The sequence below is a fragment of the Salmonella sp. K21076 genome (assembly GCF_039650795.1).
GTDB classification, from domain to species: Bacteria; Pseudomonadota; Gammaproteobacteria; order Enterobacterales; family Enterobacteriaceae; genus Salmonella; species Salmonella enterica.
In genome coordinates, this window is record NZ_JBCLYA010000047.1 from 352906 (window position 1) to 369566 (window position 16661).

A 16661-nucleotide genomic window follows, 5' to 3' on the forward strand; every position below is an offset into this window, starting at 1 on the left:
GCACTGCGCTTACCGGACCGACAGGACACTCCCGGTAGGCCGGATAAGGCGTTTACGCCGCTATCCGGCATAACGCATCATCAGAAGAGCAAAGGTTGTGCCAGAATTTGTGTCACGCGAGGAAGAAGAAAGGTCTGGCGAGGCGCGAAGCCCCGCCAGTAAAAGGATTAGCTATAGAGCAGTTCGTAGATATAAAAATATTCCGCATCCGATAAACGGATGGCGTACGCGTCTTCGATCGGCAGAAAAGCGGATTTGATGACACTAAACGCGCGCGCGTCCAGATTCGGCTGACGTTCCAGCGCCATCTGTAACGGTTTTCGGTTAATCACAATACGCTCTACCATACAGCAGCAGTGGATCAGGAAGCGCAGTGTCACCTGGCGGCTTGGTTTCAGGGAAAGCGAAGACGTCAGATGGTTAAAAACGCCCTCCATCTCTTTCAGAATACGCTGCGGGTTAAGCACAGAAATATGGTTGATGATGCTCTCCATCGTTAGCGCGCTGATAAAGCGCATCGCGCTGCGCTCCATCTCCAGACGGCGTTCAGCGTTGGACAGATCGGGCGTTAACAGGCTCAACACCAGTTCCGGCCCTTGTTCGGAGAAAAGCTCTTCCAGCGAAATAAACGGAATATCCGGCAGCCCCGGCTGGAAAGTGCCGACAATCCCCGCCAGCCGCTCGCTGGCATTCAATGCCTGCTGAACGCGCTCCAGACTTCGTACCTCGTTATAATCAAGGATCACCATCCTGGTGTCCTGCGACATCAGTTCGCCAAAGCTCTCCTCCAGCACCTTTTTGATTTTTTCCGCCGTTCCCATGCCGGTAATACAGGAGATGACCAGCACTTTGCCGCCGTTCTCCTGCTGCGGCGTACAAAGCTGGCAGGGGATATTTTTACTCTGCAGGAGCGCCGTCAACTGTGGTAAGTCGCTGGTTTCATAGCTTAAATCCAGCCCGACTTCCAGTAGACTGGTCAGCGTGATATTCGGCATGAGCAAAACATCTATCTGGAATAATTTACTGATGGTGCTGCCGAAATGGATCAATGAACCGATGCCCACCAACAGGATAAGCCGCCGATATTGGCGGGTTTGAATCATTTGGGTCAGCGTTTCCAGCGTGTCATGCACCGACTGTTCAAACGGCATGTCGATGGCGCTGAACAGCTCGCGCTCCAGCACGCGGTTGACATATTGCGCCTGACTGGTGGCGGTGGTCGCGCCGTGAGCGATCAAAATGACCCCGCAGTCGGGGCTGGCATCGATACGCTGACGATAATGGCGGCACTCTTTCAGGAACAGGCATAGCCAGACCACTTCCGTCGCCGGACACTGTATATGCAGCAGTTCGTTGATTTTCCGACACAGCAGCGTGGCGTTGTCATATTCGTCTTTGCAGCGATCCAGGATCAAACTGGAAGAGTAAAGCTGCGGGATCAGGCCGCGCTGCACGTAGCCTATCAGCGCCAGGAAGTGTTTACGCAGTGGGTTAACCAGATTTTCCGGCAGCGAAAAGCCCAACACCTGCTCTACGCAGCCAATCAGCAGCGTCACGCGCTCTTCAATCTGGTCGCCATAGCGCGGCGGATGCGCCACGCTGTCGCGGCTATAGAGACCGTATTCAAAAATCGAGCTGAGTTTATTTTTCAGGATCGCCAGCGTCTCCGCCGGGGGGACGTTACTGTTGCGCAAATTAACATACTCGCGCGTCAGGAAGCTGTAAAAGAGGTCGCTCTCTTCAATTTCCGCCCCGGTCGCCAGCGACGTCTTCAATGCGGGCAGCGTGCGCGCGTCTATATTTAGCCGCGCTTTACCGTCAAACAGAGTATCCACCAATAGACGCTGTTCCGGCGTCGGGTTAACCGACATCTCCGCCAGCCGTTTATCCAGCTGTAGCGTGTCGTTATGCTCGGTCATTCCCGATGCCCACGCCTGAGCGCAAAGAAACTGAATATCGCTTTTTAGCTGACCGATATTGCCTTCCAGGGGTTTATTCAGCAACCAGAGCAACAACGGTTTATCAATGCTGACCGTGCGTTCTATTTTGCGGCTTTCCCGCTGTAAGAACCCCACGATCAGTTCGATCTGTTCTTCAACGGAGCGCTGGCGAATGCCCGGCAAATCAATGCATACCTGAATACGCCGCTGGAAAGTACGTAACAGCGCCGACCCGACCGGTTCGGTAGTGGCGCAAATCAGGCGTACCGAAATTGATCGCGGCTGGCTGCTCACGCCGAGCGGACGGTACTCGCCTTTATCCAGAATAGAAAACAGCTTTTCCTGCCCTTCATAAGACAGACGGTGCACCTCGTCCAGCAACAGATAACCACCGTCCGCCTGCTCCACGAGGCCTGTTTTATGTTCATTCGCGCCGGTAAACGCCCCCTGCCGATGACCAAACAGATGCGAGGAGAGCAGTTCCGGGTTATGGGCGTATTCCGCGCAGTTAAAGTAGACCAGCGGCGGGATAGCGCCGCTCGCCTGTTCACAGGCGAAACGGTGCATCAGTTCCGCAAAAAAGGTTTTACCGACGCCGGACGGCCCGGTAAGCAGAACGTGTAAACCGTGCGGATAGAGCACCGCCGCACGGCCTTTTTCTACCGCATCGCGCAGGCTGCGATCGTAACCAATCAGGCTGGTAAACGGATCGTCGGGCGCGTAATGCTCTTCATGCGGCAGCACATCCGCCACCGACCGCACCTCGCGTTCAGACTCTTCCAGCTGACGTCCCAGCAACGTTTCCAGCGCCTGGCGATGCCAAAAAATAGACCGGGCGGCCACGGCTTTTGATTGCCAGGCCGTCATTCCATAACTGATTGAGATCTTTGCTGACGGAGTTACGCGCCAGCCCAAGATTGAAACCTATCGCCTCCGCCGTAAACGCCGTCTCCTGCGCCAAATCGGCAAGGCATAGCCCGCGCGTCAGCCGTTCCAGCTCTCCCAGTACGATCTCAATACGTCTCATTACACTACCGCTTACGAAATAAAAGAGTAGTCAGAACATACACTATTCTGCCACGCAAGAAAGTGAAGGCGCAGCGAGAAACCGCCTTCCCACTTTTGCCTGACTTCAACGCCAACGGATAGCACGCCCCGATGAGTGAACGTCGCACGGTCTACACTTACTCTTGAAAAAGTGCAAACCGATAAGGATACCGTTTATGAAACGAAAAACGCTTCTGCTTATTGCCACACTTGTCGCGCTACCGGGCGTCACGTATGCCGACTCTCCGTTTAGCTCACTCCAGTCGGCGCATGAAAAAAATACGATTTTAAAGGATTTGCGCAAAATGTGTACGCCCAAAGGCGCGCTAACCGATGAAGCCTGGGAGAAAAAAATCATGGCAAGCGAGGGGAACCAGCAGCATATTCGGGAGGCGATGATCGCGATAGAGCGCAACAATCAGCATAACTACTGGCAGGCTCTCGGCAAGGTGGAATGCCCGGAGATGTAGCACAGCTTTTCCGCTTTTTGGTCGCGAAAATGCGGACTGTAACCGGTTTCTGTTCGCCAAAAGCGCATATTCTGGAGCGAATTTACGCGATCAAGGAGTACGACAATGCGATACCGTTTTCCCGATAACTTCTGGTGGGGCAGCGCCTGCTCAGCGTTGCAAACCGAAGGGGATAGTCTGAATGGTGGTAAAAGCCAGACCACGTGGGATGTGTGGTTCGAGCGCCAGCCTGATCGTTTTCATCAGGGCATCGGTCCAGCGGAAACCTCAACGTTCTATCGCCACTGGAAGCAAGACATCGCGCTACTGAAACAGTTAAAACACAACAGTTTTCGCACCTCGCTAAGCTGGGCGCGGCTCATTCCAGACGGTGTAGGCGAGGTGAATCCACAAGCGGTGAGCTTCTACAATCACGTCATCGACGAGCTACTGGCGCAGGGCATCACGCCGTTTATTACGCTGTTCCATTTTGATATGCCGATGGTCATGCAGGAGAAAGGCGGCTGGGAAAATCGCGACGTCGTAGAGGCGTTTGGTCGGTACGCGCAAACGTGTTTTACCTTGTTTGGCGACCGCGTGAAGCACTGGTTTACCTTTAACGAGCCGATTGTGCCGGTGGAAGGCGGCTATTTGTACGACTTCCACTATCCCAATGTGGTGGATTTTAAACGTGCGGCCACCGTGGCGTACCATACCGTGCTGGCGCACTCGACCGCCGTGCGCGCCTGGCGCGCCGGGCGCTACGACGGTGAAATCGGCGTAGTGCTGAATCTGACGCCGTCCTACCCACGCTCGCAGCATCCCGCCGATGTGCAAGCCGCGCATCATGCGGATCTGTTATTCAACCGCAGTTTTCTTGACCCGGTATTAAAGGGAGAATACCCGGCGGAGCTGGTGGCGCTGCTGAAAACCTATGACCAGCTGCCTGCCTGTCAGCCAGGCGACCGTCAGCTTATTGCCGACGGCAAAATCGATTTACTGGGGATTAACTATTATCAGCCGCGCCGCGTGAAATGCCGTGATACAGCGGTGAATCCGCAAGCGCCGTTTATGCCGGAGTGGTTATTTGACTATTACGACATGCCGGGGCGCAAGATGAACCCTTACCGCGGCTGGGAAATTTACGCGCCAGGAATTTACGACATCATCACCAACCTGCGGGATAATTACGGCAATCCGCGCTGTTTTATCTCCGAAAACGGGATGGGCGTTGAGAACGAGCAGCGTTTTGTGCAAGCGGGACAGATTCACGATGATTACCGGATTGACTTTATCTCTGAGCATCTTAAATGGCTGCATAAAGGCATTAGCGAGGGCTGTCACTGTCTTGGCTACCACATGTGGACCTTTATCGATAACTGGTCATGGCTGAACGGCTATAAAAATCGCTATGGTTTTGTACAACTGGATTTAGCCACCCAAACGCGCACGGTGAAAAAAAGCGGAGAATGGTTTGCCGCCACCGCAGAGCATAACGGTTTTGATTAAGCGTTTATTATTGCCGGATAACGACTAACGTCGTATCCGGCCTACAAATGGCAGCAATATCAACTCATTGGCGTAATACGGACTTTCGCCGCCACGACTAACGCCGTCAACAGCATCAGACCGCCGGAAAGCGCCAGCGGCGAAAGCAGCCCGAAATTGTCGAGCGCATAACCGCCCACCGCCGCGCCACAGGTATTTGCCAGTTGAATCACCGCGACCTGGATGGAACCGGCTTTTTCCGCCTGATCGGCAAGAGAACGAGTGATCCACGTTGACCATCCCACCGGCACCAACGCAAACGCCAGTCCCCAGATAATCGCTATTGCCGCCGCCACGGTTTTGTCGCTTCCCCACACAATGAGCGTCAGCGCGCTCAGCGCCAGTAGCAGCGGCGCACCGGCCAGCGCCAGTTTTACCGAACGTTTCAGGACGTAAGAGGAGAAAGAAGTGCCAACGAAGCTGGCAATACCAAAACTTAGCAGCACCAGCGTCAGACCATCAACGTCAAAGCCCGCCAGATTCATATAGACCGGGCGAATATAGGTAAAGAAAGCGAACTGCCCGGCAAAAGACATAAAGATGGCGATCATCCCGGCCATCACGCCAGGGCGTTGCAACAGGCTAAACATATTCTGTTTCTGGTGAGAAGGTTCGCCCGGCAGCGACGGCAGTGATTTCACCACCCAGATGACGCACAGTACGCCCATCACCGCAGCGGCGTTAAAGACATTACGCCAGCCAATAATACCGCCCAAAAAACTGCCCAGCGGCGCGGCGATCACTAACGCGATGGAGACCGCGCCAAAAATCACCGACAGCGCTTTCGGCACGGTACGCGCGGGAACCAGTCGCATGGTCAGCGACGCCGACATCGCCCAGAATCCGCCCAGCGCCAACCCAAGACAGGCGCGGCCCAGCAATAGCAGCGTAAAGCTGTTGGCAAAGGAGACCATCAGACAAGAAGCCGTCAGCAAAACGGCGAACAGAATAACGATATAACGCCTGTCGGTCGCCTGAATAATCTGGGTAATGAACAGGCTGGAAAACATCGCGACAAACGCCGTAACGGTGACCGACTGACCGGCGACGCCCTCGGAGATCCCCAGATCCTGCGCCATCGGCGTCAACAGACTAACGGGCAAAAACTCAACGGTAATCAGGCAGGCGACACAAAACGCCACGGCAAAAACGGCTGACCAGTTAGGCCTGGCAACCCCATCAGCGCGGAATTTTTCTGCGATATTTTCATTCATTGTGGTTACCTGCGTCGTTTTAGTGCGGAAAATCCACGCAGTGTAACATTACAAAATGTGATCTGATTAACGTTTTAGCAACTGACATTGTTGCGCTGCATTTTGCGAGGCTGGTCGAGCGTTGAGAATTATCTTCTCTCGCTGCGTGTAAAACCAAAAGGTAAGACATAGTGTATCACCTGGTGCTATACTTTAGATTACAGGATGTCAACCTGATGCGAATCTTCAAAACCAGGTGGTTTAACAGAGAAGCGAAGTCCCACACGATAAAAGATGACGAGTTAAGCGAGGCCATCAACGCCGTACTGCAAGGAAAAGCAGATAATCTTGGCGGCGGAGTTTATAAAAACGTCTCAATTAAAACCGCGATCGCGCAATCGTGTTGGCAAAGGGAGGCGAACATTGGTTTTACACCTTCCTGTATACCAAACAGAATATGGCCAACATTCGCTATCGCGAACTTGCGGGTTTCCGTGAGTTAGCAAAACACTATGCTTGCCTGACCGAAGATCAGATAACGGCACTCATTAATAACAAAGAACTGGTAGAGGTGCGCCATGTCAGCAAAAACTAAATTCAAAAGCCCTGCCTTTGAAGCGATTCATAGCGCGGCATCTGGATTATTTAGCGTGGATGCCATTCCCCAGGAGACAATGCGCAGTTTTGACACGGCCTGCTTAAGCAGCATCAAAGACCTGCAGCCACTTGAAATAAAAGCGTTACGAGAAGAACTCAACGTTAGCCAGTCGGTTTTCGCTCGGTACCTGAATACCAGCGTATCAACGGTTCAAAAGTGGGAAAGCGGCGCCAAGCGTCCCAGCGGGATGTCACTGAAACTACTTAATGTTGTCCAAAAACACGGGCTAAAGGTGCTGGTATGAGGGTTTTACCGATGGTCTGTTAAGGCTATTCATACGATAATGAGTGCAGGAAGCCTCTACAACTTCCTGCGCCGTTTGACGGGAATTGCACTATACTGACTCACCAAAGCCATCAGCAAATGCGGATTTTAATTCATCCATAAAAGCCAGTTCATCCTGTCCATCACAAATTAAATCAATCATTGTGTTTCCCTTTACGCCAGCCCCCAAAATACTCATCATTCCTTTAATGGGAATTTCTTTGTCATTATTAACTAGCGTTAATGAAGACTGGTATTTTTTGACAATTTTCGCAAGTGTAGCGGCTGGCCGCGCATGAAGCCCCGTACTGTTCATAACGCGTACTTTTTGTCTAATCATATATTTTCCTTAAGAGACTTTGCGGAGTGCTGAGTGATGTTTATTCATCATCTTAATTTTAGAATAAACATCATCCTCAACTGCCTGTTTTGCGCTCGCCATGACACGCGCCAGATTAGCCTCGTTGTTATTATTTACCCAAGCCTTACCAACAGTAGTAATAAAGGCTTTGCGCAAATCACTCGCAATATTCACTTTGGCTACTTTGTAATTAACAAAGCTGCGAAGAATATCCGCGTCAATACCAGAACCTCCATGAATAACCAAAGGTACCGGACTGACAGACGCGATGCGTTGTAATAGCGGGATATCAATGCGTGGGATGTCTTCAAGACCATGTACATTACCAATTGACACTGCCAGCATGTCGCACCCTGTCTCCTCAACAAAGCGCTGAACCTTCTCAGGTTCAGTTTTGCAGTCAGCCTCGCTGACATGATCATCTTCCTTACCCAGAATAGCGCCTAATTCCGCTTCGACGGGAACACCAAATGATTTACAGAAATCGACAGCTTCTCGGGTAAATGCAATATTTTCTTCGAACGGTAGCGCCGCGCCATCAATCATTACTGAGGTAAATCCGGCCCGGACAGCCTGCTTAACATCTTCCAGAGTTTTCCCATGATCCAGATGCAGGCTGACAGGAATATCCATTTTATCGGCATGTCACTTCACTATTTCATAAATGTAATCGTAACCTGAAAGCTGTGCATTAGTAGGAGCAATTTGAATAAAATTGGGCAATCCGGAACGTTCTATTGCATTAAGAATGGAAATTGTTGTCTCCAGGTTCGTTGTATTAAATGCCCCCGCAAGGACATGTTTTTCCTGAATACAATTGAGCAGGATCCTACCATTGACTAAAGACATATTAACTCCAGATATTTATGTGAGCAGTATAAGTAAATTATCGAACTATTGAGTTATCACAGTTATTCACCAATAAACGCCCCTTCTTGCCGCAGTTTAAATTGGTAAAATGACAGCCATTGCTGCTGATATATTTTCAACTTTGCAGAACGAACCGCGTCAGGAAAATATCGCTCAGCCACAGGAACAGTCGGGGGGACAACATTCGGACAGGCTATCAACAATGCTCCAAGGGAGACGGTTTCATCAAAAGCAATGGCCTCAATTGGACACTGGAGGATGTCAGCCTTCAACTGGAGCCAGTATGGGTTTTTCACCGCAGGGCCAATGACTTTTACTGTCCTGCCTGCCGGGATATTAAAGCACCCGTGACAGTGTGCAAACTCCATCGCCAGGCCGATAAAGACACTCTCAAGCAGAGACTCCGGAGGAAGTGAATCCGTCAGACCAAAAAGCAGGCCACGAGTGTGCTGGTTTTTATGTGGCGAACCCGAGCCCCGCAAATGAGGAATAAATACCGGCACATGCTCGACAGACCAGGAAGGTTTGAGGTATTGCTCCATGACTTTTTCCAGGCCTGTGCTTATTTCCTTATCAGTTAAACGAAAGGTTTTTTTCACCCATTCAAGCGCATAACCGCCGACAGGCAGAGAAGCGAAAAGCGTGAAAAATTCACCATCGGAGTAACAACCATTTGCCAGCTTATCCCTGCGAGCCTGCACATCAAGCGTTGGCTGTGTATTCAGCAGTAAAATACCCTCTGTCGTGCCGGTAGAATTCAGCACATCGCCCGGTTGCATCTGTAATGCGCGGGCACCGACCATATGATCGTGTCCGGCCAGGGTAACTTTTACCTCATGTGGTAATCCCAACTCCTGCCTGAGCGTTGCCGTCACCCATCCAGCCACTTCACCCGGCTTTATCAACGGAGCCAGTACACCGAACGGTATGCCGAGAATCCCGGCAGCATTACGAGACCAGGTACGGCGAGCAATGTCCAGACACAACGTTCTACTGGCCAGGGATATTTCCGTCTTTTTCGCACCTGTCATTCGCCACAACAACACTTCTGGAGCATGTAACCAGCAGATATCTTTTCTTTCATGCAAGGAGTAGTTATCAAGCAACCATCTCATTTTAAATGCTGAGTAATTACTGTGAGGTGGCAATCCCGTTATAGAATACAGTTCTTCAGCCTCTGCCTTGCTTAATGACGAGAGATAAGATTCACCACGTCGATCATACCAGGCCAGCATCGGGGTAAGAATGACGCCCTCCTTATCCACAAAGACGCCAGACTCACCGAAACTCGCAATACTGATATTTTTTACCGGAAACGGTACTGAAGCCACCAGTTCAGCCATTACCAGTCGCAGTGCCTGCCACAGCGCTTCGATATCTAAATCTACCTCGCCTTTGTCCGACGATATTGTTGGCGTCGGAAACTTGCGGACTTCCAGAACTGACACGTCATGACAGGAATAGCAGCTGACTTTGCAGTTAGTTGTACCAATGTCAATGACAAGCGCTGCGTGGTAATCAGGCATAGACCGTTCCTTTTGTCAGGCGAAAAACACCATAAATAACCAGCGCAAGCACAGGAATCAGCCCGATAGCAATAATATTTCCGTTGAAAATTTCAAGCAGCCAGAAACGGAAGGGGTTACCGCCATCAAGGAAGCTTGATACCTGACCACTTGACCCCTCAGCCATTTTGAAATTGACATCTTTAGCCATACCGGTAATAAATGGCGCAATTTTGGTCGCAATCCACAAGTCGGCGATAATAACAGGAATTGCGGTTATCACAGCCCGGAAAATATTGCCACGACATGCCAGTACAATCATGGAAGCCATGACTGCCAGGTTCGCAAGGTCTCCGAGTGGCAGGACTTTATTGCCAGGAAGAAGGAATGCAATGAAGACAGAGATGGGTGTCAGAATCAGTGCTGTAGAGATAATGGCTGGGTTACCTACTGCTACCGCGATATCCAGTCCGATAAAGAGATCATCACGGCCAGGATATTTGGCATTCAAATATTTCTTAATGGCTTCAGACAGAGGTAATAAACCTTCCATCAAAATTCGTACCATACGCGGAAGAATGAACATGACACCGCCAATGCTGATCCCCAGCAACAGGATATGTTTAAAGTCATACCCGGCAATGATGCCCAACAAGACCCCCAGAATAGTACCCACCATCATAGGCTCGCCGAAGATTCCCATTTTTTTCTGAACGTTTTCCGGATCAATATGAATACGGTTAACACCCGGGATCTTGTCGATAATTTTGTCGAACAGCAATCCAATTGGAAAGAAGACGACAGATGACAGGGTCGGAAGTGAAATACCTTCCAGACCGAAGTACTTTGCCACTAATGGCGCTGACCAGTCCGCCAGTTTGAGAACCACGATCGCGGCAATAGCGGCTGCGGACAGACCCAAAACAAAACTCCCTGTGCTGTAGTAAACCAGCGTTCCCGCCAGGGCAAAGTGCCAGTAGTTCCACATGTCGACATCAACAGTACGTGTCTTATTCAGGGCCAGCATGGCGACATTAATCAGCATCGTCAGCGGAATGACAAAGGGGGCGATTGGTGAGCCCCAGGTAATTGCGGCCAATGGTGGCCAGCCTAAATCGACAACAGGAAGACTAATACCAGTTCGCTCAACCATTGCCTGTGCAGCCGGGCCTACGTTGCTGGTAAGTATGTCAAAGATGGCATAAATTCCGACAAACCCTATTCCGACAATTAACGATGAGCGAAGTGCTTTAGCGGGTTTTACTTTGAAGAACAATGCCAGGAAAAAAAGGACCAGCGGCAATAAAACCGTTGGGCCAAATCCCAGGACATATTGCACAACGGTATAGAGAGTATGTGCTATATCATTCATATCCGACCTCTTATTCAGATGTGACCAGACCTCGCGTTAGCGCCTGGGTAATTTATCTGTTTTTTATTTATGAAATCAGGCTTGGCCTTTAAGGATTGAAACTATTTTTTCAAGAACTTTATCTTCACCTACTCCGGTAATGATTGGCAGACCACTAACAACCGGAATATCCAGTTCATAAGGAACTTTCGTTGTTGATACAACCAAAGCTGCACCATCGGTATTGTTTGGCAATGAGGCTACATTAGTTTGGGAATAATTAACATCAAGCCCATTGTCTTTACAATATTCCATTACTTTTTCTGCCACAGCCGTGGAAGTAGCAACACCCGTTGCGCAAACAAATAGTATCATTTTACTCATACTTCACCTCTTTCAGATATGCGTGTGTAAATTGACTGATAAATTTCATCATCATTCATGACCAGTAACTGCTGCATAAAATCCTCATCCTAGATCACATCCATAATCCAACCCAGTACGTTGAGCTGCTTATTGCTTTCACCTAAAGCAAGCATAAACACCACCCTGACAGGTACGGGATCTGGTTCCCCGCCCATATCTTCGAAATTGACGGGTTCTGCCAGTATTCCAACGCTAATGGCGTTTTGGCGAACATACCTGTGATCAGTATGTGGAATAGCGACACCTACAGGCTCAACCGGTAGACCCGTTGGAAAATTCTGTTCTCGCGTAATGACGTGATCGGCAAAATCAGATACAACCATACCATCGTTAATTAACGGACTGGCAAGAGCCTTGATTATGTCATTCTGACTCACCTCTTTAGGGAGGTGGCGAACATAATGACGGCGAAAATGAATATCCTGCATAGATTCCTCTTTGCTAGTCAGGCATCCAGGCGCTGTAAAATAGTGCCAAGATAATATTTATTACCTTTTAACCAGACGTTACCAAAATCAATGGCCAATCCTCTAGAGAAAAATACCAACTGTTCCAAATGCAAAACAGGTGCGTCTTCACCAATATCAAGATAATGGCCTCGCTCATTACCAATTAATTTAGCTGCGTAACGGCTTTCAGAAAAACTTATTTTCTTATCAGATAATCTTTCTATTGCTGAAAATAAATTCTCCCTGGTAAAATCTACATCAATAATACCGGGGCAGAGATCAATGTTGATACGATTTTCAATCAACATGACTTTTTCATCGCCAATACAACGAAGGCGTTTAAGAAATAAAACATCTTGTCCCGGTTTGATACTCAGTTTCTCTGCTACAAAGCGGTTAGCGGGTTCCAGTCGGGAGGTTATGACGCTGGTTGTGAAGTTTATCTTCTGGCTGGCTAAGGCTTCAGCAAAGGAGAGCAAACCTTCACCCAGTGGGTAAGCAACATTTTCCTTCTTTACGAAAGTTCCTTTACCCTGCACTTGCACAAGAACACCTTCCCGGACAAGTTGGTCAACCGCTTTTTTAACGGTACCGCGACTCACCTCCAGCATATCCATGATTTGAAACTCTGAAGGTATCCGGTCATCCTCAACCAATTCTCCGCTATAAATACTTTCCCTTATCCACTCCACAACCTGTTGATACAGTGGGATGTGTGAACTTTTACTCAATGTTTTCATAGTGCGCGCCTAAACATTTAGAGTTGTCTATAGACAATCATGTACAACTTCGAGTTTATGATAAGAAATTTTGAGACAGGAGGTATGGCAAGGAGTCACAGTTTTGGTGTTCAAAACAAGATCACATTTCCGTGATATATGTCACAGAAATGATGAGCTATAAGTCTCTGATGTTTTGGCGTCGTTAGCGGTTATTCGGTGCGTTACTTCTGTGGTTCACCCTTAGCAACTACGATGGCGGCTACGCTTTATTTGGCTAACGATGAATCGTGCCATCCGGCCGTTAATCGTGGCTCGCCGCCCTTGCCAGCCTCATTCATCTCGTCTTTTGTTAACGAGATAGTGAAGAGTATCAATGCAGCCAGTGGACACCCTCTTCCGGCTGAAAAAAGGCGTTATAGCGCAGTTGAAACGCGTTGATCTCCTGCATATCGGGTTCCATTTCGCGCAAAAAGCCCAGCGCCAGCCGTACCTGTGTGTCGGTGATCGGCGCGGCTAAACGCGCTTTTTGCAGCAAGCGATGCCACCGCTGCAAATTCTGATCGCCGCCATCGACAATCACCATTTGCCAGATCAGTAACACCTGAGCGGCATTTTGCAAATGCGATTCATCAGGGCGATGCAGATACTGTAAAAACTCACCGCCCGCCGTTTTACCCATCTGATCAATCATCGATTCTATCGGCACTACATCAATATTCAGACGTTCGCTCAGACGGCGAATCGCCCGGCGGGTATCCGATGTCAGCACCCGAAAACCCACAATAAACACCACCACAAACGTGGCCAGAATCAACCAAATCATGCGCACATCCGTCACCAAACAGGATGCCCATCATAACGGTAAATTTATAACTGTCGACGTTCTGGCCTGTCAGGATGTGATTTATTAACGCCTGTCTTCATTTACGCCAGACACCGGATGTCCTGTCTGACGAACGCAAGGCATAAAAAAGCCCGGCGTTAAGCCGGGCAAAACGTTACCAAATGCACACATTTAAGCGATATTGACTTGCTGAATTTTTTTCTCACGGCGGATTTTGCGCTCTTCCATCACGGCGACCATCGCCATCAGGCAGATACAGCCGATCGCGGCAGCGTCCAGCGCGGCGAAGGTACCCGCCCAACCGGTCAGACCAAAAACGGGGGTGCCGTCGGCAATCATGCCCAGACCCAGCTTAGCAAAGCTATCGCCGATAAGATAATCGAAGGTGCCCTTGATACCGTCCGCAGCGCCGATGGCTTTTTTCGGTACGAAACCGACAGCCGCCACACCAATTAATAGCTGCGGCCCAAACACCAGGAAACCGAGCGCGAACAGCGAGGCCAGATAGACATACTGGTTGCTGGCGTGCTGGTAGACGCCGAGGGTAGCGATGATCAACGCCAGCGCCACACAGGCTACCAGCGCGCGACGACCGTTCGCCAGGTCAGAGAGCCAGCCCCACAGCAACGTGCCGACCAGCGCGCCCACTTCAAACAAGGTAAAGCCCTGAATCGCCACCTCTTTAGAAAGTTTCAGTTCCTGGAAGGCGTAGACGGTTGACCACTGGTCGATACCAATACGCACCACATACAGGAAGATATTGGAGAAACACAGCAGCCAGATCACTTTGTTTTTCAACACATATTCAACAAAGATCTGCCACTTGGTCATTTCGTTTTCTTCAGTCTCTTTATCCTCTTCGCTGATCTCTTCGCCGAACAGTTCTTCAGCTTTACCCAGACCGTAAGATTCCGGGGAGTCGCTGCCGAAACGCAGACCGATAAAGCCAACAATCAGCGCGATAATCGACGGGAAGATAAACATGCCGATGACGTGACCGTCGAACAGGTAGTTGGCGCCGAACAGCGCCACGCCTGCCGCGCCCGCGCCGCCGAGGTTGTGGGAGATATTCCAGAAGCCGAGAAAGGTGCCGCGTTTACGACGCGGAGTCCATTTGGTGATGGTCGAGTAGCTGCACGATCCGCCGGTACTCTGGAAGAAACCGCTCAGGGCATAGAAAGCGATCATCAGAAACAGACTGGTTGACCCCGCGCCCATGCTGGCGCTGAAGCCGAGCATACAGATAGCGGAGAGGATCAACATAAACGGTAGAAACTGCTTGGTATTTTTACCGTCAGCGTAGTAGGAAACCAGCGTTTTCCCCACGCCGTAGGTGATCGAGAAGCCCAGGCCAATCATCCCCAGCTCGGTCATGCTCAACCTGTAGGTAGAGATCATGTCGTTCTGCGCGATGTTAAAGTTTTTGCGGATCAGGTACATGGTCAGGTAGCCGATAAAAACCACCAGATAGGACTGCATGAACGACTTGAACCACATTTTACGCCGCACATTGAGCGGCAGATCCAGGGTCGGCTTGCGCACCTGGTTTAAGAAGGCCAGCATGGATTACTCCTGAGCTAATTTTTATACCTGCGAATGGCAGGCATTGTAAAAATCCACAGGAAAAGGGGCCTGCGACAGCGTCCAGGCAAAACCGGGAAAATTTCTTAGTTTTGCCCCATTCAGCGCAAAAAGGTGAGGTGTATCACGCTTCGTGGGTCTCGCGTGGGGCCTGGGCGTTCAGAAATGGCAGCAGCAATAGCGCGGAGATCCCCGCCGCGATGGCGATGACCGCAAAAAAACCGGTCCAGTGCCAGATCTCCAGCACTTTCGCTAACGGCCAGCCGGAAAGCGACGCGCCGAGATAGGCGAACAGGCCGACAAAGCCGGTGGCTGCGCCCGCCGCCTCTTTATGCGAGCACTCCGCCGCCGCCATGCCAATGAGCATCTGCGGGCCGAAGACAAAGAAACCGGTGGTGAAGAAACAGGCCGCCTGCATGACGTAGCTGGCGAACGGCATCAGCCACAGCGAACCCACAGAGAGCAAAATCCCGGCAGCGAAGATTAAATTCATCGGTCCGCGGTTGCCGTTGAAGAGTTTGTCCGAGCCCCAACCCGCCACCAGCGCGCCGATAAATCCACCCAACTCAAACATCGATACTGCCGTGTTGGCCGTGACCAAATCCACGCCCAGCGTCTCGGACATATACAGGTTGCCCCAGTCGTTGATCGCCGCGCGCACCACGTACACTAAGACATAACACAACGAAAGCAGCCAGATATAGGGATTCGACAGCACATATTTAGCGAGGATTTCTTTGCGGCTTAGTCCCGCGCCCTCTTGCTGTTGGGCGACCTCCAGCGCATCGTGCCGCCAGTCGCCTACCGGCGGTAAACCAATCGCCTGCGGACGGTCGCGCAGCCGCCAGCAGAGGACCATGCCCACCCCGATGGCAAGCAATCCGGCCACCATCATCCCGACGCGCCAGCCATAATGCAGGGCGACAGCGGCCATAACGAGAGGGATCAGCGCCCCGCCGACATTATGCGCGGTGTTCCATAACGCCCACCAGCCGCCGCGCTCGGTACGCGAGTACCAGGCAGTCAGCAAACGGGCGCAAACCGGCGATCCAAACCCCTGGAAAAAGGCGTTCAGCGCCCATAGCAGCGCAAAGGCCCACAGCGAGGTCGAGAAGCCGAACAGAATATTCACTACGCCGGTCGCAATCAGCCCGATGCCCATAAAATAGCGAGCGTTAGAGCGATCGCTAACGATGCCGGAGACAAATTTCGACACCCCGTAGGTGATGTAAAACAGCGTCGCCAGCAGGCCGATATCGCTGCGGGTCAGAATACCGCTGGCAAGGATTTCCGGCGCGGCGGCGTTAAAGCTTTTACGGGTGAAATAGAACAGCGCGTAACCCAACCAAATGGTGATCAGGATATACCGCCGCCAGTAGCGATAGCGGGCGTCAACCTCGTGCTTATCGGTGATGAGCGGCGCGTTGGCCGGGGCTTTTAAAAACGAAAGCAT

Annotated in this window: 12 protein-coding genes and 4 pseudogenes; 4 read left to right on the forward strand and 12 right to left on the reverse strand. The window is 50.8% G+C overall.

The features are described from left to right. Positions 1–167 precede the first annotated feature (167 nt). Positions 168–2967: pseudogene (gene dagR, locus AAYN39_RS16540) on the reverse strand (transcriptional regulator DagR). A gap of 196 nt (positions 2968–3163) precedes the next feature. On the opposite strand from dagR, the gene AAYN39_RS16545 reads away from it, so the two are divergent. Next, positions 3164–3457 carry a YicS family protein gene (locus tag AAYN39_RS16545; protein ID WP_000824217.1) on the forward strand — a complete coding sequence of 98 codons (294 nt, stop codon included), beginning with the start codon at positions 3164–3166 and terminating at the stop codon, positions 3455–3457. Between the two features lie 105 nt (positions 3458–3562). Further along, on the forward strand, positions 3563–4945 hold the full coding sequence (locus AAYN39_RS16550; RefSeq protein WP_001270464.1) for a glycoside hydrolase family 1 protein: 1383 nt from the start codon (positions 3563–3565) through the stop codon (positions 4943–4945). A gap of 59 nt (positions 4946–5004) precedes the next feature. On the opposite strand, the gene nepI is transcribed toward AAYN39_RS16550, so the two are convergent. Continuing rightward, positions 5005–6198, reverse strand: coding sequence for a purine ribonucleoside efflux pump NepI (gene nepI, locus AAYN39_RS16555; protein ID WP_001004798.1), 1194 nt, complete (start codon positions 6196–6198; stop codon positions 5005–5007). A gap of 215 nt (positions 6199–6413) precedes the next feature. Here nepI and AAYN39_RS16560 point away from each other — a divergent pair. Both AAYN39_RS16560 and AAYN39_RS16565 read left to right on the forward strand, forming a co-directional pair. Continuing rightward, positions 6414–6772, forward strand: a pseudogene (locus AAYN39_RS16560) (type II toxin-antitoxin system RelE/ParE family toxin). After that, entirely contained in the window at positions 6756–7079 is a 324-nt protein-coding gene (locus AAYN39_RS16565; protein ID WP_001274842.1) for a DNA-binding transcriptional regulator, read from the forward strand. The pseudogene AAYN39_RS16560 and the gene AAYN39_RS16565 overlap by 17 nt, the downstream one beginning before the upstream one ends. Before the next feature lie 90 nt (positions 7080–7169). On the opposite strand, the gene AAYN39_RS16570 is transcribed toward AAYN39_RS16565, so the two are convergent. The 10 genes and pseudogenes from AAYN39_RS16570 to AAYN39_RS16615 form a co-directional block, all read right to left on the reverse strand. After that, a complete protein-coding gene (locus tag AAYN39_RS16570) occupies positions 7170–7439 on the reverse strand; it encodes an HPr family phosphocarrier protein (protein ID WP_000621026.1) in 270 nt (89 codons plus the stop codon). Between the two features lie 9 nt (positions 7440–7448). Continuing rightward, positions 7449–8309 (reverse strand): annotated as a pseudogene (locus AAYN39_RS16575) (class II aldolase). A 62-nt stretch (positions 8310–8371) separates the two neighbouring features. Next, positions 8372–9856 (reverse strand): FGGY-family carbohydrate kinase, encoded by a 1485-nt coding sequence (locus AAYN39_RS16580; protein WP_001113563.1) that lies wholly within the window; start codon positions 9854–9856, stop codon positions 8372–8374. Continuing rightward, positions 9849–11207, reverse strand: a complete 1359-nt coding sequence (locus tag AAYN39_RS16585) for a PTS galactitol transporter subunit IIC (protein WP_000997823.1) — start codon at positions 11205–11207, stop codon at positions 9849–9851. The genes AAYN39_RS16580 and AAYN39_RS16585 overlap by 8 nt, the downstream gene beginning before the upstream one ends. A gap of 75 nt (positions 11208–11282) precedes the next feature. Beyond that, positions 11283–11570: a PTS sugar transporter subunit IIB gene (locus AAYN39_RS16590; protein WP_000041396.1), complete on the reverse strand. Its 288-nt coding sequence runs from the start codon at positions 11568–11570 to the stop codon at positions 11283–11285. Further along, positions 11567–12040: pseudogene (locus AAYN39_RS16595) on the reverse strand (PTS sugar transporter subunit IIA). Before AAYN39_RS16595 ends, AAYN39_RS16590 begins: the two are co-directional and overlap by 4 nt. A gap of 17 nt (positions 12041–12057) precedes the next feature. After that, a complete protein-coding gene (locus tag AAYN39_RS16600) occupies positions 12058–12801 on the reverse strand; it encodes a GntR family transcriptional regulator (RefSeq protein ID WP_000854956.1) in 744 nt (247 codons plus the stop codon). A gap of 352 nt (positions 12802–13153) precedes the next feature. After that, positions 13154–13606 carry a DUF1198 domain-containing protein gene (locus AAYN39_RS16605; RefSeq protein WP_001519640.1) on the reverse strand — a complete coding sequence of 151 codons (453 nt, stop codon included), beginning with the start codon at positions 13604–13606 and terminating at the stop codon, positions 13154–13156. A 192-nt stretch (positions 13607–13798) separates the two neighbouring features. Beyond that, complete coding sequence (gene uhpT / locus AAYN39_RS16610; protein ID WP_000879212.1) at positions 13799–15190, reverse strand: hexose-6-phosphate:phosphate antiporter; 1392 nt, start codon at positions 15188–15190, stop codon at positions 13799–13801. Between the two features lie 142 nt (positions 15191–15332). After that, complete coding sequence (locus tag AAYN39_RS16615; protein ID WP_000948180.1) at positions 15333–16661, reverse strand: MFS transporter; 1329 nt, start codon at positions 16659–16661, stop codon at positions 15333–15335.